Annotated in this window: 16 protein-coding genes; 8 read left to right on the forward strand and 8 right to left on the reverse strand. The window is 55.4% G+C overall.

The window, feature by feature from the left end:
* Positions 1–69 precede the first annotated feature (69 nt).
* Positions 70–1824 carry a thiamine pyrophosphate-binding protein gene (locus BLU05_RS15330; protein WP_091881503.1) on the reverse strand — a complete coding sequence of 585 codons (1755 nt, stop codon included), beginning with the start codon at positions 1822–1824 and terminating at the stop codon, positions 70–72.
* Between the two features lie 34 nt (positions 1825–1858).
* The gene (locus BLU05_RS15335; RefSeq protein ID WP_091881504.1) at positions 1859–2077 is read right to left on the reverse strand and encodes a hypothetical protein; all 219 of its coding nucleotides are present in this window, start codon (positions 2075–2077) and stop codon (positions 1859–1861) included.
* A 314-nt stretch (positions 2078–2391) separates the two neighbouring features.
* Between BLU05_RS15335 and BLU05_RS26235 the strand changes: the two genes are divergently transcribed.
* From BLU05_RS26235 to BLU05_RS15365, 7 genes are all read left to right on the forward strand, one after another.
* A complete protein-coding gene (locus BLU05_RS26235; protein ID WP_175540623.1) occupies positions 2392–2529 on the forward strand; it encodes a hypothetical protein in 138 nt (45 codons plus the stop codon).
* 203 nt (positions 2530–2732) lie between these two features.
* On the forward strand, positions 2733–4025 hold the full coding sequence (gene oxlT / locus BLU05_RS15340) for an oxalate/formate MFS antiporter (protein WP_091881507.1): 1293 nt from the start codon (positions 2733–2735) through the stop codon (positions 4023–4025).
* 364 nt (positions 4026–4389) lie between these two features.
* The gene (locus BLU05_RS15345; RefSeq protein WP_091881509.1) at positions 4390–6516 is read left to right on the forward strand and encodes an acetate--CoA ligase family protein; all 2127 of its coding nucleotides are present in this window, start codon (positions 4390–4392) and stop codon (positions 6514–6516) included.
* A gap of 83 nt (positions 6517–6599) precedes the next feature.
* Positions 6600–7799 (forward strand): ADP-forming succinate--CoA ligase subunit beta, encoded by a 1200-nt coding sequence (sucC, locus tag BLU05_RS15350; RefSeq protein WP_091881511.1) that lies wholly within the window; start codon positions 6600–6602, stop codon positions 7797–7799.
* A complete protein-coding gene (gene sucD / locus BLU05_RS15355) occupies positions 7799–8716 on the forward strand; it encodes a succinate--CoA ligase subunit alpha (protein WP_091881513.1) in 918 nt (305 codons plus the stop codon). The genes sucC and sucD overlap by 1 nt, the downstream gene beginning before the upstream one ends.
* Positions 8717–8925: 209 nt before the next feature.
* On the forward strand, positions 8926–9642 hold the full coding sequence (locus BLU05_RS15360; RefSeq protein WP_091881516.1) for a GntR family transcriptional regulator: 717 nt from the start codon (positions 8926–8928) through the stop codon (positions 9640–9642).
* Between the two features lie 43 nt (positions 9643–9685).
* A complete protein-coding gene (locus tag BLU05_RS15365; RefSeq protein ID WP_091881518.1) occupies positions 9686–10702 on the forward strand; it encodes an NAD(P)H-quinone oxidoreductase in 1017 nt (338 codons plus the stop codon).
* 10 nt (positions 10703–10712) lie between these two features.
* Here the strand turns inward: BLU05_RS15365 and guaD are convergent, their stop codons facing one another.
* Positions 10713–12077 carry a guanine deaminase gene (gene guaD / locus BLU05_RS15370; RefSeq protein WP_091881522.1) on the reverse strand — a complete coding sequence of 455 codons (1365 nt, stop codon included), beginning with the start codon at positions 12075–12077 and terminating at the stop codon, positions 10713–10715.
* Entirely contained in the window at positions 12074–13312 is a 1239-nt protein-coding gene (locus BLU05_RS15375; protein ID WP_091881523.1) for a urate hydroxylase PuuD, read from the reverse strand. Before BLU05_RS15375 ends, guaD begins: the two co-directional genes overlap by 4 nt.
* 134 nt (positions 13313–13446) lie before the next feature.
* On the opposite strand from BLU05_RS15375, the gene BLU05_RS15380 reads away from it, so the two are divergent.
* Complete coding sequence (locus tag BLU05_RS15380) at positions 13447–14361, forward strand: LysR family transcriptional regulator (protein ID WP_091881526.1); 915 nt, start codon at positions 13447–13449, stop codon at positions 14359–14361.
* Between the two features lie 8 nt (positions 14362–14369).
* On the opposite strand, the gene xdhC is transcribed toward BLU05_RS15380, so the two are convergent.
* Genes xdhC through uraH form a run of 4 tightly spaced genes read right to left on the reverse strand, consistent with a single transcriptional unit; the run spans position 14370 to position 19443 of the window.
* Complete coding sequence (xdhC, locus tag BLU05_RS15385) at positions 14370–15230, reverse strand: xanthine dehydrogenase accessory protein XdhC (protein WP_091881528.1); 861 nt, start codon at positions 15228–15230, stop codon at positions 14370–14372.
* A gap of 7 nt (positions 15231–15237) precedes the next feature.
* Positions 15238–17574 (reverse strand): xanthine dehydrogenase molybdopterin binding subunit, encoded by a 2337-nt coding sequence (xdhB, locus tag BLU05_RS15390; RefSeq protein ID WP_091881531.1) that lies wholly within the window; start codon positions 17572–17574, stop codon positions 15238–15240.
* A 9-nt stretch (positions 17575–17583) separates the two neighbouring features.
* Complete coding sequence (gene xdhA, locus BLU05_RS15395) at positions 17584–19065, reverse strand: xanthine dehydrogenase small subunit (protein ID WP_091881533.1); 1482 nt, start codon at positions 19063–19065, stop codon at positions 17584–17586.
* A gap of 6 nt (positions 19066–19071) precedes the next feature.
* Entirely contained in the window at positions 19072–19443 is a 372-nt protein-coding gene (gene uraH, locus BLU05_RS15400) for a hydroxyisourate hydrolase (RefSeq protein ID WP_091881536.1), read from the reverse strand.
* Positions 19444–19514: the final 71 nt, after the last annotated feature.

Genomic DNA, 19514 nt, shown 5'->3' on the forward strand with positions numbered 1-19514 from the left:
CTTCAGTACAGATTGTTCTGCTTATGTCGATTTGAACCGGCGGCCTTAGGCAGCCGCCGGTTGTTATCGTTATTTGTACATTGTCTGGTTCTTGGTCCCCGGCGCGTATTCGTTCGGATCGACCCAGATATTGACGACAGCTGACCGACCGGTCCTGGCAATCGCTTCACGAGCCCGCTGGAGAGCAGGCTGAATCTGCGAAGCTTCACGAACCTCCTCGCCATGATTGCCGAGCATATGCGCGAATTTGGAGAACTCGACGTCGCCAAGCTTGTTGCCGACATTGCCACGTTCTTCGCCATATTTTGCCACCTGACCATAACGGATCTGGTTCATCGAAGAGTTGTTGCCGATAACCGCAAGATATGGAGCGTGGAAGCGGTCGCAGGTTTCCATGTCGAATGCCGTCATCGAGAAGGCGCCATCGCCGTAGTAGCAAAGCACTTCCTTGTTTGGATGAGCGAGCTTTGCGCCAAGTGCGAAGCCTGTCCCTACACCCAGCGAGCCAAGCGCACCCGGATCCATCCACTGGCCCGGATTGCGCGGACGCACCGCCTGAGCCGAGATCGTCACCACGTCACCACCGTCGCCGATGTAGATCGTGTCTTCGCCAAGAAACTCATTGAGTTCGTAGGCGACGCGGTAAGGATGAATCGGGCTCTGATCCGATTTCAAAAGCGGCAGGACCTTCTCATAGGCAATCGCTTCCTGCTCCTCCAGCGTCTTCATCCACTGTTGACGCGCCTGACGCTTGCCCTTGTCGATCCGGCTCGAAGCAGCCTGCAAAACAGCAGAAAGAATAGCACCGGGATGGCCGACGAGGCCGAGATTGATATCGCGGTTCTTGCCGACAGTGCGATAATCCTGATCGATCTGCACAAGTGTCAAGTCCTTGGAAATCCGCTTGCCGTAGCCCATGCGGAAATCGAATGGCGTGCCAATGACAACAATCACATCGGCGTTGCTGAAAGCGAAGCCACGCGTGCGGTCGAAGTGGTGCGGATCGCCGATCGGCAATGTGCCACGGCTGGCTCCATTGAAATATCCGGGAATATCCAGACCGCGCAACAGTTCCACGGCAGCGTCGGTGCTGCCCGATGTGAAAACCTGCTGACCGAACAGGATCGCCGGACGTTCGGCATTCACCAGAACGTCGGCCAGTCTCTCGATATCAGCCGGATCGCCGATTGAATAGGTTGAGGCTCTGTATCTGCCCGGCTGCGGAATGACAGCTTTCTCCAGGGGTATTTCACGATCCAGAACATCGCGGGGAATTTCGAGATAGGAAGGCCCGGATGCGCCTGAAAAGCATTCGCGCGCCGCCATGGAAATCATATCGGCAATGCGTTCTGTCGATGAGACGCCGGCAGCAAACTTGGTGATAGGGGTCATCATGTCGACATGGGGCAAATCCTGCAGCGAACCCATCTTGTGCTGAGTAAGGGCTCCCTGTCCGCCAATATGCAACACGGGGCTTTCCGAGCGGAACGCCGTTGCGATACCTGTGACTGCATTGGTGCAGCCGGGACCGGCAGTGGTAACGACGCAGCCAAGTTTGCCTGTCTGCCGGGCATAGCCATCCGCGGCATGTGCGGCGACCTGCTCATGGCGCACGTCGATGATACGAATGCCTTCATCAATGCAGCCGTCATAGATATCGATGATGTGACCGCCGCACAGTGTGAAGATGGTATCGACGCCCTCGTTCTTCAGCGCCTTCGCCACCAGATGTCCGCCAGACACCACGCTCCCGTCGCGCACCTTCCGCTTTAATGTATCTTCAGCCGTTGATGTGGCTTTCTCAACTTTCGTGACGATAGTCATTGACGTCTTTCCTCCTATTGAACCTTGTCGTCTTTTATCGTTGGCGGCTGCTCGCCTGACTGATGCCGAACACAAAGGCCGGATGCAAAACCGCACTACCTGCAAGGTGCGGGTCAGGGCGGGAGCCAACAGGCTCAGCTACATCGAGATTTTGCATGCGATAACGCTCGTTGGTGTCGAGAGCCTCGCCTTCCACCCCCGAGGGCGAAGCCAGCGGGCGCAGCCGGGAGGCCGAAGCCGAACCGGAATTCACAAGTTTTAAGACGCTTGTTCGCCTGCGTATGGCGCTCAAAGTGCCCGTAAAAAAGTTCTGGCATAATAAATACCAAAAGTCAAACAACCAAAATCTGTGAAAACCCGCAATTTATGGCGCACATTAAAAACACGAAAATATCGAAACAATTCGGCGTTTACCGCGTTCTATAAGGGTGCAATGCACAATTCTTCTTGTGTGCACTGCACAACCCATGCAAAAATGGGATGCTGATATGCGTCAGCGGAGATTGTGAACTGGGATATGGTATGCCAGATAAGCGCCAACATTAATCGAAAACAGGAGTGTCAACCATGCCGGCACGCGCAGAAATTGCTTCAGTAACCACCCGTACCGCCCCCCGCGGCCTCATCGAGACGATTCTGGCCTTCCTTGACCGGGTTGCAGAGACCAACGCACGCAATAAAAACTACGAACCTTTCGGCCTTTAACACCCGAGACTTTCGATTCGTTCCGTTCAAGCGGCCGCCGGATTCCCCTCCGGCGGCCGCTTAACGTTTTGAAGTCACGAGGTTTTTTCTAAACTTGCATATCAGATAAGCTTGGGTCTTGTCTTTTGGTATAACTGATACCAGTATGTCCCCTATCAGCGCATGGCATTTTAGCTAACAAAAAGCGTCAGAAAGGGAAGGAAATGACTCAAGCGGTGAAAGAGGGTTTCCAATCGCAACCTGTAAGCGATGGATTCAGATGGGGACAATTGGCTGTTGGTGTGGTCTGTATGGTCATGATTGCCAACCTCCAATATGGTTGGACATTCTTCGTTCCTGAAATCACGAAGCAGTTCGGTTGGGGACGGAGCGAAATTCAATGGGCATTTACGATCTTCGTTCTCTTCGAAACTTGGCTCGTTCCGATCGAGGGCTGGTTCGTTGACAAATACGGACCGAAAATCGTCATCCTTTTCGGCGGCGTATTGTGCGGTATCGGCTGGGTTATCAATTCCTATGCTGACACGATGCTTCTGTTCTGCATCGGGCAGGCCGTTGCCGGTATTGGTGCAGGTGCGGTGTACGGAACGTGTGTCGGCAACGCATTGAAATGGTTTCCGGACCGGCGCGGACTTGCCTCCGGCATCACGGCAGCCGGTTTTGGTGCGGGTTCAGCACTGACAGTTTGGCCAATCCAGGCCACAATCGCGAATTACGGCTTCCAAAATGCCTTCCTGACCTTCGGTTTAGGACAGGGCATTATTATTGTTTTGCTTTCCTTCTTCCTGTTGGCGCCAAAGCCCGGTCAGGTGGCTGAGGTAACCAACAAAGGGCCGATCATCCAGAGTCGGCGTCAGTATTCACCTTCTGAAGTGCTGAAGCACCCGATTTTCTGGCTCATGTATGTCATGTTCGTCGCTGTGGGCGCCGGTGGTCTCGTTGTAACGGCAAACCTTGCGCCGATGGCCAAGGATTACGGCGTTGCCGACATTCCCATGTGGTTGGGTATACCGGCTCTCACGCTGGCAGCGACACTGGACCGCCTGCTCAACGGCGTGACTCGGCCCTTCTGTGGTTGGGTTTCAGATAAAATCGGACGCGAGAACACCATGTTCATCGCCTTCGGTGTGGAAGCAATCGGCATATATCTGCTCTACCTCTACGCCGGTAATCCGGTGATGTTTGTTATTCTGAGCGGCCTGGTGTTCTTTGCCTGGGGCGAGATCTACTCTCTCTTTCCGTCAACGTGCACCGATACGTTCGGTTCGAAATTCGCTGCAACCAATGCCGGCCTACTTTACACGGCGAAAGGTACAGCGGCACTCCTTGTGCCCTTCGGTACGGCTCTGGCCGTCAACGGCAACTGGAACTCGGTGTTCATCATCGGCGTCGTCCTGAATGCCGGAGCGGCGCTCGCGGCGCTGTTCATACTCAAGCCGTGGCGTGCAGGTATTATTCGCAAGACGCAAGAGAGCGCTCTGCAGCCAGCACAGTAGTACACAACGAAGCTCCGGGCTGGAAATCACCCAGCCCGGACACTCATCTCAAACTACAAGACATTGTCGGCATCGGATTCAAAAGCCCGGCAACACCTATCTGCCCCGGTATCGCGATTGAGAATCTCAACGCGCTGCGGGCAGGTCGATTACCGGCCAAAGGGTCGAACAACTGACACCAGAATAATCAGTCCTATCGAATGCGAACAGCCATGTGCAGCACGAGCAGGACTTGACAGCATTTTTACTGGAATACATTATACCAGTATGGCGGGCACGATAATCAACCGGCCGCGCCGCTGGTCATCCAAGCCACATCAACGCCGCCAGCACGGGGAGTGCAGGCAGCACCAGGGAGGAAATCATGCTCGACAAAACCGTTGTCCGAAACGTACTCGAAACGGCGCGGGCCGAGGGCCGTCAGGCGCTTACCGCACCAGAAGGCAAACTTATTTGCGATGCCTACGGCATTGCTGTTCCGCAGGAAGGCGTTGCCGGAAGCGCCGAGGAAGCTGTCTCGCTTGCAACGGGCATGGGCTATCCAGTGGTGATGAAAATCGTTTCCCCTGATATCCTGCACAAAACGGAAGCTGGCGGCGTTGTCGTCGGCGTCAAATCCGCCGAAGAAGCAAAGGCTGCCTTCGACAAGATCATTGCCAATGCCAAAGCCTATAAGGCCGATGCTGAAATCATCGGTGTACAGGTTCAGCAAATGCTGACTGGCGGTCTTGAGGTCATTATCGGCGCAGTCTCGGACGACAGTTTCGGCAAGCTTGTTGCCTTTGGTCTCGGCGGCGTTCTGGTGGAAGTTCTAAAGGACATTACCTTCCGTCTGGCACCAGTGACAAATGACGAAGCTCTGTCGATGCTCGACAGCATTCAGGCAGCAGAAATGCTGAAGGGCGTGCGCGGCGGTGAACCCGTCAACCGCGAAGCGCTCGCTGACTTGATCGTGCGCGTTTCCAAGCTTGTCGACGACTATCCCGAGATTTCCGAGCTCGATCTCAATCCGGTTTTTGCCACGAAGGAAGGGGCTATCGCCGCAGACGTGCGTATCGTCATCGACTACAACCAGACAAAGCCACGCCACCGGCCAAGCCAGGAAGAAATCCTGAAATCCATGAACCGCATCATGCGCCCGAAAGCCGTCGCTGTGATCGGTGCATCGGCAGAGGATGGCAAGATCGGCAACTCCGTGATGAAGAACCTCATCAACGGTGGCTATAAGGGGCACATCTATCCCATCCATCCGAAAGCCGAAGAAATACTTGGCTACAAGACGTATAAAAGCGTCAAGGATGTACCCGGCGATATCGATACGGCAGTCTTTGCCATTCCAGCCAAGTTTGTCGCAGGAGCGCTAACAGAATGCGGCGAAAAGAAAATCCCCGGTGCTGTCCTCATCCCCTCGGGCTTTGCCGAAGCGGGCGAACCTGAACTGCAGGACGAAATCGTCAAGATCGGCCGCAAATACAATATCCGCCTCATGGGCCCGAACATTTACGGCTTCTACTACACGCCCGAAAATCTATGCGCCACCTTCTGCACGGCCTATGACGTCAAGGGCTCGGCGGCATTGTCGTCACAGTCAGGTGGTATCGGCATGGCGATCATCGGTTTCTCACGCTCGGCCAAAATGGGCGTATCGGCAATTGTCGGCCTCGGCAACAAGTCTGATATCGACGAAGACGATCTGCTCACATTCTTCGAACAGGACGACAATACACGGATCATCGCCCAGCACCTCGAGGATCTGAAAGACGGCCGGGCCTTTGCCGAAGCAGCGAAACGCGTCTCGAAGAAAAAGCCGATCGTCGTGCTCAAGGCAGGACGCACATCCGCTGGTGCCAAGGCAGCATCATCCCATACGGGCGCTCTTGCCGGTAACGACAAGATTTATGAAGACGTTTTCAAACAGGTCGGCGTCATCCGCGCACGCTCACTACGCCAACTTCTCGAATTCGCCCGCGGCATTCCTGTCATGCCCACACCAAAGGGAGAAAATGTTGTCATCATCACCGGCGCCGGTGGTTCGGGCGTGCTGCTTTCCGATGCCTGCGTTGATAACGGTCTGAACCTGATGGCAATGCCCGATGATCTTGACGCAGCATTCCGCAAATTCATTCCGCCCTTCGGTGCGGCGGGAAATCCTGTCGACATCACGGGCGGCGAACCGCCCCTCACCTACAAGAACACGGTCAAGCTCGGCCTAGAGGATGACCGCATCCATTCACTGATCCTCGGTTATTGGCACACCATCGTCACCCCGCCGATGGTCTTTGCCAAACTGATGGTTGAGGTGAAGGAAGAAATGGCTGCCAAAGGCATAGAAAAGCCGATGGTTGCATCACTTGCCGGCGACGTCGAAGTCGAAGAAGCCGCCGAGTATCTCTATCTGCATGGCATTCCTGCCTATGCCTATTCAACTGAACTTCCAGTCGAAGTGCTGGGGGCTAAGTACAAATGGGCGAGAGGCGCAGGTCTTCTCTAAGTCCTCCCCGCGCCAGGCACCGGCATAAACCGGGGTCTGGCATCCACTCAAAATTCAGGCGTTTTCAAGGGGAGGTTTCCTCAATGCATATTCATGAGTATCAGGCCAAGGACGTGCTCAAATCCTTCGGCGTACCCGTACCTGAGGGCTATCTGGTCACCGATATCGACGAGGCCGGTGAGATGGCCGCAAAACTTCCCGGACCTGTTTTCGTCGTCAAATCGCAAATTCACGCTGGCGGCCGTGGCAAAGGTTCATTCAAGGAACTCGGTGATGGTGCCAAGGGCGGCGTTCGTCTAGCGCGTTCCATCGCGGAGGTGCGCGAATACGCTGCCGAAATGCTTGGCAATACATTGGTGACAGTCCAGACAGGTCCTGCAGGCAAGCAGGTCAACCGTCTCTATGTCGAAGACGGGTCGCAGATCGAGAAGGAGTTTTACCTCTCGCTTCTTGTTGACCGCGCGACCAGCCGCGTCTCCTTTGTGGTCTCCACCGAAGGCGGGATGGACATCGAAACCATCGCTCACGATACACCCGAAAAGATCCTGACCTTTTCAGTAGACCCGGCGACAGGCATCATGCCCCATCATGGCCGTGCTGTCGCCAAGGCGCTGGAACTGGACGGCGATCTTGCCAAGCAGGCGCAGTCGCTCATTGCCAAGCTTTACGGAGCATTCATCGCCAAGGATATGGAGATGCTCGAGATCAATCCGCTGATCGTCTCGAAAGACGGACAGCTGAAATGTCTCGACGCAAAGGTCAGCTTCGATTCCAATGCCCTCGCCCGTCATCTCGACATTGCCGCGATGCGCGACGAAAGCGAAGAGGACGCCAAGGAGATCGAAGCATCGAAATATGACCTCTCTTATATCACGCTGGATGGCAGCATCGGTTGTATGGTCAATGGCGCCGGACTTGCCATGGCAACCATGGACATCATCAAGTTCTACGGTGCGGAACCTGCCAATTTTCTTGATGTCGGGGGTGGCGCGACGACTGAAAAGGTGGCGGCTGCGTTCAAGATCATAACCGCCGATCCCAATGTGAAAGGCATCCTCATCAACATCTTCGGCGGCATCATGCGCTGCGATGTCATCGCGGAAGGGGTGATCACCGCTGTCAAGGAAGTGGGTCTGAAGGTTCCGCTCGTTGTCCGCCTCGAAGGCACCAACGTCAATGAAGGCAAGAAAATCATCGCGACGTCAGGGCTGAATGTGATCTCTGCCGACGATCTCGACGATGCTGCGCAGAAGATCGTCAATGCTGTTGGAGGTTCAAACTAATGTCTATTTTGATCAACAAGGACACCCGCCTCCTCTGCCAGGGCTTTACCGGAAAAACCGGTACCTTCCACAGCGAGCAGGCAATCAAGTACGGCACCAAAATGGTTGGGGGCACTTCCCCCGGCAAGGGTGGTACATCGCATCTCGGCCTGCCTGTATTCGACACGGTGGCAGAAGCACGCGAGGCGACAGGCGCCGATGCATCGGTGATCTACGTGCCGCCCTTTGGTGCGGCGGATGCAATCTGCGAGGCCATTCAGGCGGAAATCCCGCTGATCGTTTGCATCACCGAGGGGATTCCGGTTCTCGACATGCAACGCGTCAAACGCGCCTTATCTGGTTCAAAATCACGCTTGATTGGTCCGAACTGCCCCGGCATCATGACCGTTGACGAATGCAAGATCGGCATCATGCCGGGGTCCATCTTCCGCAAAGGATCTGTTGGTATCGTGTCACGTTCGGGCACGCTGACTTACGAAGCCGTATTCCAGACCTCGCAACAGGGCCTTGGCCAGACAACCGCTGTGGGCATTGGCGGTGATCCCATCAAGGGTACCGAATTTATCGACGTGCTGGAGATGTTCCTCGCCGATCCTGCAACGGAATCCATTGTGATGATCGGTGAAATTGGCGGCACCGCCGAGGAGGACGCTGCGCAGTTTCTTGCCGATGAGGCAAAACGAGGGCGATCGAAACCAACAGTGGGATTTATCGCGGGCCGGACGGCTCCTCCCGGCCGACGCATGGGCCATGCGGGCGCTATCATCTCCGGGGGCAAGGGCGGTGCTGAAGACAAACTCGCCGCTATGGAAGCGGCTGGCCTCTGGATCGCTTCCACTCCGGCGCGTCTCGGAACCACATTGGTTGAACTTCTGAATGGCGATCAGCGTTATCAACGCGCCTCGAACGCCAGATAAACGGTTCGATCTAAAGTGAACATGCGCGGCACGACCAATCCGCGCATGTATGGCGGCAGATTATTATTCCAGTACCAAACCCGGCTCCAAACAGTGTTTCCGACGAGTAATGGTTGCAAAAATTCGTAAAATGACTTCAAAGAACTAGATATGGTATTATACATTCCAAATGAACATGGAGATCACCCGACGTGAGCCCTAGAACCCAGATGCGTTGGCCAATGGCCGATGAAGCCACCCCCAATCTCGTCCTTGAACCGTTCGCTGCAGAGCCGAACTTCAAAACGCGGATATATGGTGCGCTGAAGCAGGCCATCGCGAATATGGATATCTACGGCACGACGGAAGACAAATGGCTTGACGAGCGCCAGCTTGCTGACCGGCTTGGTGTCAGCCGCACGCCGATCCGTGAAGCAATCGCCATGCTTGAGCAACAGGGTTTTGTTAAATCCATCCCCCGTCGCGGCATTATGGTCCTGCGTAAGACCAAGCGTGAAGTGATCGAAATGATCCAGATGTGGGCTGCCCTTGAGGGCATGGCTGCCCGGCTCGTTTCACTCAATGCCAGCGGCAAGGAAATTGCCCGGTTGCGCAAGCTCTTTGAGGATTTTCACGAAGACCACAAACCTGCAGACTATCCTGGCGAATATTCCGAAGCCAACCTGCAGTTTCACCAGACTTTGATCCAGATGACTGATTCAAAGATTCTACGGGAAACAACCGAGAACATTCTCCTGCATGTGCGCGGAATCCGGAAAATCACTATCGGTCGCGATGACCGGGCATCCCAGTCGATCAAGGACCATCTGGCGATTATCACCGCGCTGGAAAAGCGTGATACGGAGTTGGCTGAAAAGCTCTGCCGTGATCATACGCTTGGCCTTGCGGCCTATGTGGAGAAGCACAGCGAAGGCATCTTCGACTAACAAAGTGCCTCGGGCCTATTTCCTGTTCTAATCCGGAGATGCGATGACGAACCTACCTCAAAACATGACGGTCATCGCTATCAGCCAACCGGGCGGCCCTGAAGTCCTCAAGCCCGAACAGCGTCCCGTTCCCGCCCCTGCGGGAAATGAAATCCTCATTCGCGTCGCTGCGGCCGGGGTCAACCGGCCCGATATATTTCAACGCCTCGGTGCCTATCCGCCTCCGAAGGGTGCCACTGATCTGCCCGGTCTTGAGGTTTCCGGCACGGTCGCAGCGCTGGGAAGCGGCGTCAACAGGTGGAAAATCGGAGACAGGGTCTGTGCGCTGGCCCCGGGTGGTGGCTATGCTGAATATGTGACTGTTGACGGAAACAGCACACTCCCTGCCCCCGAAGGGTTTTCACCCGTTGACGCGGCTGCTTTGCCGGAAACATTCTTCACCGTCTGGCACAATGTTTTCGAACTTGGAGGGCTAAAGCAGGGTGAAACCTTGCTGGTCCATGGCGGCGCTTCAGGTATCGGAACCACTGCAATCATGCTTGCCAAGGCATTTGGGGCCAATGTGATCGTGACTGCTGGAACGGATGAAAAATGCGCGGCCTGCCGCGACCTTGGAGCAGATAAGGCCATTAATTATCGCAGCACCGATTGGGTGACAGAGATCAAGAAGGTGACCGATAGCAAAGGCGCTAACGTCATTCTTGATATGGTCGGCGGCGCTTACATCGAACAGAACTATCAAGCCGCGGCCATCGGCGGACGCATTGTCAACATTGCATTCCTGCAAGGCTCCAAGGTCGAGGTTGACTTCATGCGCCTGATGATGAAGCGCCTGACCCATACGGGGTCAACCCTGCGCGCTCAGTCACTCGAAGCAAAGGCTCGAATTGCTGCGGCACTTGAAGCCAATGTTTGGCCGCTTCTCGCCAGTGGCCAATGTCGCCCGCTTATCCACGCCCGGTTTCCATTGGTTGAGGCCAGCCGCGCCCATGCATTGATGGAAGCGAATGCCAATATCGGCAAGGTCATCCTCACAATCGGCGACGACTGGCTCTCTTGAATACCTATCGTCAGGCGGGCTGTAAGTCGGCAACGGACCTCGTTGCAGCATTGGGCGCTACAGCCGTGTTAAGGCCGCTCTTCATAGGTTTGCCCGCCACATAAACTTCACTCACCGAGCGATCGTCCCCCATCGTTTGAAGAATGAATAATTCTTCTGCAAGGGTTGTTGCCGTTTGCATGCGCAATTCCATGGCGGGTTTCGCCCGGCTATCAAGAATGGTGATATCGGCATCGGCTCCCACATGCAGCGAACCAATCCGGTCTTCAAGGCCAAGCGCCCGCGCATTGCCGAGGGTCATCATGTAATAGGATGCAAATGGTGAGAGGCGCTGTCCCTGTACATGCAGAACCTTGTAGGCTTCGGCCATTGTTTCCAGCATGGAAAAACTCGTCCCACCGCCCACATCCGTCGCTACGGAAAAACGGGCTCCGAGCTTCTTGAAGCGGTCACGGTCAAACAGACCGCTGCCGAGGAAGAGATTGGAAGTCGGGCAGAAAACCGCCACGGATCTGGTCTCTGCGAGTGCCGAAATTTCCCGATCCGAAAGAAAAATGCAATGCCCGAGCAGCATCTTGGAACCCAGCAGATCATAGTTCGCATAGATGTCCGTATAGTCCTTGGCTGACGGATAGAGTGAGGTCGCATAGGTGACTTCATCGCGATTTTCCGACAGATGCGTCTGCACATAACAATCAGGATGTTCACGTACCAAAGTCCGGCTGATCTCCATCTGCTCCGGTGTTGACGTGATGGCGAAGCGCGGGCTGATTGCATAGTGCGCGCGGCCACGGCCATGCCATTTGGCGATCAAATCTTTGGTGTCGTCATAACCCGATTGCGGTGTGTCGCGCAGCCCCTCAGGCGCATTGCGGTCCATCATGACCTTGCCGCCGATCATCAGCATATTGCGTTTTTCGGCCGCCGAGAAATAGGCATCCACGCTTTCGCGATGCACTGAGCAATAGGCCATGGCCGATGTCGTACCATTGCGCAAAAGCTCATCCATAAACCGTCCGGCAATGAAATCCGCATGGGCTGTGGATGAGAATTTCTGCTCTTCAACAAAGATATAGGTGTTGAGCCATTCCAGCAGCTGCGCGCCATAGGAGGCAATTGCCTGCGTCTGCGGAAAGTGCAGATGCGTATCGATAAAGCCTGGGAGGATCAAATGCGGACGATGATCAACGATTTCCACCTGCGGTCCGGCACCGGCACCACGCGCAAGCTCCACATAGTCGCCCACATCGACAATTTTACCATCCTTGACGAGAATGGCGCCATCCTCGAAATAGGAATAGGCCGCATGATCATCGATGCTCTTTGGTTCATCGGTAAAGGTCAGCACGCGGCCGCGTAACAGCAATTGGCTCATTGGATTGTTCCTCCCTTGACTGTGGTTTCGTACCATTTGGCAAGCAATTGCCGTTCTTCGTCAGAAATCGCAGTAACATTGGCGGGCGGCATGGCATGGGAGCGTCCTGCCTGAAGATAGATTTCGCGGGCATGGGCCGCGATCTGGCTATCTGTCTCCAGCATCACGCCCTTGGGCGGTGCGATGAGGCCTTCCCAGCCCGGCTCCTTCGCGTGACACATGGAGCAACGCCCCAGCACTGTATCGCGGACTTTCGGAAACTCCGCCGAAGCGATGAAGGGCTGCTGCACAGCCGATACTTTTTCCACCGGATTGCCAGACAGGATTTTCGGCACCGTCGACAGCCACATGATGACAATGAACAGGATTGCCGTGACCAGCCATGTCCATGTCGGATCACCTTTGCGGGCATGGCGGGTGTTGAACCAATGACGGATCGTAACGCCCATCAGGAACACCAGCGATGCGATGATCCAGTTGTACTGAGTACCAAACGCAAGCGGATAGTGGTTTGACAACATCAGGAACAGCACGGGCAATGTCAGATAATTATTGTGGGTGGAGCGTTGCTTGGCCTGTTTGCCCAGTTTCGGATCAGGCGTCTTGCCCGCAATCAAATCTGCAACCACTTTCTTCTGGTTGGGAATGATGATCATGAACACGTTGGCCGACATGATCGTTGCCGTGAACGCACCCAGATGCAGGAAGGCAGCACGTCCTGTAAAAAGCTGAGTGTAACCCCAAGCCATGCCGACAAGGATGCAATAGAGCAGCACCATCAGTCGCGTATCATTGCGCCCCAACGGCGACTTGCAGATTGTGTCATAGACCACCCATCCGCCGAAAATCGAGGCAAGCGAAATAGCAATTGCCACGGGCCGCGAAACGTCAAGCACATGCGGATCGATCAGATAGAGATCTGCGCCGGCATAATAGACAATCCAAAGCATGGCAAAGCCGGACAGCCATGTCGCATAGGATTCCCATTTGAACCATGTGAGATGTTCTGGCATCTGTTCCGGGGCAACCAGATATTTCTGGATATGATAGAAACCACCGCCATGGACCTGCCATTCCTCGCCATGGGCGCCGACGGGAAGATCAGGACGTTGCCGCAGCCCCAGATCAAGGGCCACAAAATAGAATGACGAGCCAATCCACGCGATGCCAGTGATAACGTGCAACCAGCGGACGGCGAAATTCAGCCACTCCCAGGCTATGGCATATTCATACATGCGGCTCTCCCTTTTATGTAAAAGAGTATGTGCCAAAGCTTCAGCCGCAGGAAAACGCCATAAATCGCCCATCTCTTTCAAAAAAAACTATAAAATGCTAGACGAGTGAACAGTGTAAGACAGTGGTGGGAACCATGTCATATTTCGATAATCTTCGTGTTTTCGTTCGCGTGGTCGAACTGGGAAACCTTTCTGCCGCCGGCCGGGACCAGCGGGCGTCCCCGGCTGTCGCCAGCAATCGCATCAAGGAACTCGAGCGTTATCTCGGCGTCCGCCTTTTCAATCGCACAACCCGCAAACTGACCCCCACGGAACATGGCCGCGTCTTCTACGAGGGGGCGGTCAAGATCATCGAGGCAATCAACGAAGCTGAAGCGGCTATTGCCGACCTTTCGCAAAAGCCGAAAGGTGCAATCCGCATCACAGCACCACTCGGGATAGGACGACGGCTGATTGCATCGGGTGTCCCGGAATTTCATGACAAATATCCTGATATCGAAGTGCGATTGCGGCTGTCGGATCACAATATCGATATTATGAGCGAGGGCGTCGATGTGGCCTTCAAGCTCGGTATCCTCGAAGACTCCAATCTGCGCATGCGCGGTATCATGAATTGCGAGCGGGTGATCTGTGCATCGCCTGATTATCTGGCAAAGCGCGGTGTCCCGGAAACACCGGATGAGCTGATATCGGCCCATCATGATTGTCTGCTTCTACGCTATCCCGGCTCCAAAGAATATTACTGGACGCTGCAAACGCCTGACGGTCCGCGCAAGCTTGAGGTCAGCGGCCCATATGATTCCGATGACGGCGATGTACTGACCCGCTGGGCGCTTGATGGCAGGGGTATCATCAACAAGCCGCTGTTCGAGGTTAAAAGCCATGTGAATGACGGGACGTTGGTGCCGATTTTACAAAACACACCGCCCGTCAGTATTCAGCTTGCGGCGATCTATCCGCACAAGCGGTTTCAGGACCCCAAGGTTCGCCTGATGATCGATTTCATGACCGAGCGATGCCAGCGCCTGATCAGCGCCATGCTTGAGTAAATGGTAGATCAGGCGTGAAGTCGTAGTTTTTGCTTTGAAAGGTTGTCCTGGCCAAACTGATGGTTGAGCGCTGAGGTCATGATCTCAGCAGCAGCAAGCGTAGCGATAACCGCCGGGCGTTTGTCCTTGACCGCAGTTCCTCCCACGGGACAAACCAGCCTGTCAAAGATTTCCGGGCGGCCAACCTCGCGCTCAAGCCAATTGCGGAATGTAGCCTTTTTGGTCTTCGAGCCGATCATGCCGACATAGGCGGCATCACCCCGCGCCAATGCTTCGGCGGTGATCAGAAAATCAAGTGCATGGTCGTGAGTGAGGACAACAAAGGAACTGCCTGCCGGGGCATCGCGCACAACCATCTCGGGCATGGCCGTCAGACAGGTCTCGATACCCGGAACCCGCGTGGCGGAAAGCTCGATCTCGCGCGTGTCCACAAGAACAATGCGCAGCGGTGCCAGCGATAAGGCCATGGCCAAGGCGTCACCGACATGACCGGCGCCGAAGACATAGACATGCGGACGTTGTGCGATCTCAAGATCGACCTTCTCAACAAGCGTCGCCCGCAATTGCCGGTCCAGCCGCTTGAAGCCAAGGGCAACTCGCCCACCACAGCACTGCCCGATCTCAGGCCCAAGCGGGATGGAAATATCGTCACCATCTGCCTCGCCCTCATTGAGCAATTTGCGGGCATGGTCAATGGCCATAAATTCGAGTTGACCGCCGCCGATCGTGCCGAAAATGCAGTCGACCGCAACCAGCATCCACGCACCCGCCTCGCGCGGCGTGGAACCGCTTGCTGCTTTTACCTCGACCAACACCACATGTTTGCGCCGGTTGAGAAAGTCCCTGATATCATCGCGGTTCGACGGCATGGGACAATCACTTCCCGTTTCGGGCGACACGCAGCCGCTCGACAGCCATCAGCACACGCTCTGGCGTTGCCGGTGCATCCAGCCTCGGCGCAATCTTGTAATCCGCAACACTGGCAACGGCCATGGAGATCGCCTCAAGCACCGAAATGGCCAGCATGAATGGCGGCTCGCCAACCGCCTTGGAGCGGCGGATTGTCTCCTCCCGATTAACCGACCAGCTTGCCAGATTCACATTGAATTGACGCGGGCGATCGGAAGCCAACGGGATTTTGTAGGTGGATGGTGCATGGGTGCGCAGGCGCCCCTTGGCATCCCACCAGAGTTCCTCGGTGGTGAGCCACCCCATGCCTTGGACGAACGCGCCTTCGACCTGACCGAGGTCAAGCGATGGGTTAAGCGACTTGCCGACATCATGCAGGATATCGGTTCGATCAACCTGATATTCGCCGGTCAGCGTGTCGATGCTGACCTCAGACACCGAGGCACCATAGGCAAAATAGTAAAATGGTCGCCCCCGGCCCTCGGAACGGTTCCAGTGAATTTTAGGCGTCTTGTAAAATCCTGCGGCCGAAAGCTGCACGCGTGCACCATAGGCGGCCTTGATGAAGTCGGGGAATGGCACCAGCAGGTTGCCAACCCGAACCGTGTTTGGTTCGAAGAGCACTTCATCCTTGGCAACGCCATAGTGTTCAACGGCGAAATCCACCAGCCGCGCTTTGATCTGCTGTGCCGCATTGGCTGCCGCCATTCCGTTGAGATCGGAACCCGACGACGCCGCAGTCGCCGAAGTGTTGGGTACTTTCGCGGTCGTTGTGGCAGTGACCTTGATGCGGTCGAGATCGACTTGAAATTCATCGGCGACCACCTGCGCCACCTTGGTGTAGAGCCCCTGCCCCATTTCAGTGCCACCGTGGTTCAAGTGGATCGATCCATCCGTATAGACATGGACCAGCGCACCGGCCTGATTATATTCGGTCTTGGTGAAGGAGATGCCGAATTTCACCGGCGTCAGTGCGATGCCCCGCTTGATAATCCGGCTTTTCCGATTGAACGCCAGAACAGCTTCCCGCCGCGCCGCATAATCAGACGAGGCCTCAAGCTCTGCCACGATTTGAGGAATGATATTGTCTTCAACGGTCTGATGGTAGGGCGTGAGGTTCCGGCCTTCATCGCCATAGAAATTGGCTTTGCGGATATCCAGCGGATCCTTGCCCAGCGCATAGGCAATGTCCTCAATCATCCGTTCACCACCAACCATTCCCTGCGGCCCACCAAAACCACGGAATGCCGTGTTGGATACGGTATTGGTTTTCAGCGGGCGCGAGCGCAGCCGGACATTGGGATAGAAATAGCAATTGTCGGCATGGAACAGCGCCCGGTCTGTTACAGGACCGGAGAGGTCGGCGGAAAACCCGCAGCGCGCTGAAAAAGTTGCGTCTACCGCTTCAATCCTGCCTTCATCATCAAAGCCGAGATCATAAGCCACATGGAAATCATGCCGTTTGCCCGTAGCAATCATATCATCGTCGCGGTCCGGTCTGATTTTTACTGCCCGCCGGTATTTTTTGGCAGCAACCGCCGCAACGGCTGCAAAGAGATTGGCTTGCGTTTCCTTGCCACCAAAGCCGCCGCCCATGCGCCGCACATTCACCGTGACTGCATTGGAGGGAACGCCCAGCACATGGCCAACCATATGTTGGGTTTCGCTTGGATGTTGGGTGGAGGAGAAGACCGTTATCTCATCATCTTCTCCCGGTATGGCAAAGGCAATGTGACCTTCGAGATAGAAGTGATCCTGACCGCCAATGCGCATTTCACCACTCAGGCGGTTCTTTGCCTGCGCGAGTCCGATGGTAATATCACCGCGTTCAAGTTTGAGCGGGTCAACAACCAGCGGATATCCCGCTTTTTCCGCCTCAAGCACGTCAATGGCGTGCTCGAGATCGCGATATTCCACCTTGACCTTTGAAGCGGCATAACGCGCCGCCTGCCGCGTCTCGGCAATCACAGCGAACATTGGCTGGCCGTGAAATTCCACTTTGCCCACTGCAAAGACCGGATCGTCATGCTTGCCCGCCGGGCTCACATCATTATGGCCGGGAATATCATCGACCGTCAGAACATCGATAACCCCCTCACATGCCCTGACCGCTTCGAAATCAATCGATACGATTTCCGCGTGGGCGCGTTGCGACAGGCCGAGATCGGCATGCAACGTATCGGCAGGTTCTGGCATATCGTCGATATACTCGGCAGAACCTGAGACGTGTTTGTGCCCGGATTCATGCGGCTGATGCTCATGGACACCGCCTTTAATCCGTGCAATCGGCTGGATTGAGTTCATGATACCCTCCTAGCCGACAGCCGCTGTGTAGCGGTTCAGCCTGACATTCTCTTCGCCAGTGGTTTCCAGATAGAAGCGGCGCAATAGGTTTCTTGCTGACAGCAGCCGGTAATCCGCCGAAGCGCGCCAATCAGTCAACGGGGTGAAATCCGTGGCAAACGCCGCCATGGCCTGTTCAATTGTCTCGTCGTTCCATGGGGAACCAATCAGCGTCTGCTCGACCGTAGCGGCACGTTTTGGCGTGCCCGCCATGCCGCCAAAGGCAATCACTGCTGCCTCGACTATGCCGTGTGAATCCAAGGTAACTTTGAAAGCACCGCAAACCGATGAAATATCCTCATCCAACCGCTTCGATATTTTGTAAACGGCAAATAGTTCACCCTGCTTGAGATACGGAATATGGATCGCCTCGACGAACTCTCCCGGCGTGCGGTCCTGTTTGCCGTATTCGATAAAGAACTTTTCGATCGGCACGGAACGGCGGTTCTGCCCCTTGCGCAGAAGGACGTTTGCGCCAAGCCCGATCAGCGCGGGCGGCGTATCGCCGATGGGTGACCCGTTGGCAACATTGCCGCCAATAGTTCCCATATTGCGCACCTGTTCGCCGCCGATGCGATTCCACAATTCGGTCAGATCGGGAAAGATTGTTGTAATCACGGAATAGGCATCGGTATAGCTAACGCCTGCCCCTAACTTCAGACCTTCATCATCCATCGTGATGAGGCGCAATTCGTCCAGATGAGAGGTGAAGACAACGGGTCCAATCTCCCGCATGAACTTGGTCACCCAGAGCCCGACATCGGTGGAACCGGCAACAATGGTTGCGCCGGGATTGGCTTCCATAAAGCTGGCAAAATCATCGACATTAGCGGGAAGAACGAGCCGCTCTTTGCCGACACCCACCTCAACGCGCTTGCCGTCCTTCAACATTTGAAGCTGTTCAATGATCCGTGCGCGCTCGGCAACCAGAGGATCATTGTTCGCATTCCCCCGCGCCGATACACTTTCAGCCGCCCGGATGATTGCAGCATAGCCGGTGCAGCGGCAGAGATTGCCCTGCAGTGCCTTTTCAATGTCTCGCACAGCCGGATTGGGATTATGCATCCACAGTCCATAAAGAGACATGACAAAACCCGGCGTGCAAAAACCACATTGCGAGGCATGGGTATCGACCATCGCCTTCTGCACCGGGTGCAAGGTGCCATCGGCTCCGGCAAGCGCCTCGACGGTTACGACGTGGCAGGCATCGAGCGATCCGACAAAACGGATACAGGCATTGACCGATTCATAGGTGAGCTGGCCATTGGTCAAGCGCCCGACGAGAACCGTGCAGGCGCCGCAATCGCCCTCGGCACATCCTTCCTTTGTCCCACGCAGTCGGCGCTCAATCCGCAGGAAATCAAGCAGCGTTTGGGTCGCAGGCAAGTCGCTGAGTTCAACGAACTTGTCATTGAGCAGAAAACGGACGCTATTACGGGTCTGGACTTCCATAACTGATCAGCTCCCGCGATAGGTTGAGTAGCCATAAGGCGCAACGAGCAGGGGCACGTGGTAGTGGGCCTCCTCGTCGCTGATGCCAAAGCGGATCGGCACCACATCGAGAAACGGCTCCCGATCCCCAGATTGCTGTTCCCCGAGATAGGCGCCGACATGGAAACGCAACTCATAAGTGCCGGAACGCATCTCTGCTCCGGCCAGAAGCGGCGCATCACAGCGTCCATCCTGATTGGTACGTGTGCTAAGCAGCGTCGAAAACCGGTCACTTTCAAGGCGAAGAAGATCGATTTGCAGATTAGCGGCAGGCTTTCCGCTTGCCGTATCAAGCACATGCGTCGTCAGACGGCCTGATGTTTCGTTCTGAAGACTCATGAGCGTTCCTCCCTCCCAAGGCGGACTTTCCACTTTTGCATCGCTTAGTTTGCCCGCCCCGGACGCTGCGG

Source organism: Phyllobacterium sp. OV277 (genome assembly GCF_900104355.1).
Lineage (GTDB): Bacteria > Pseudomonadota > Alphaproteobacteria > Rhizobiales > Rhizobiaceae > Phyllobacterium.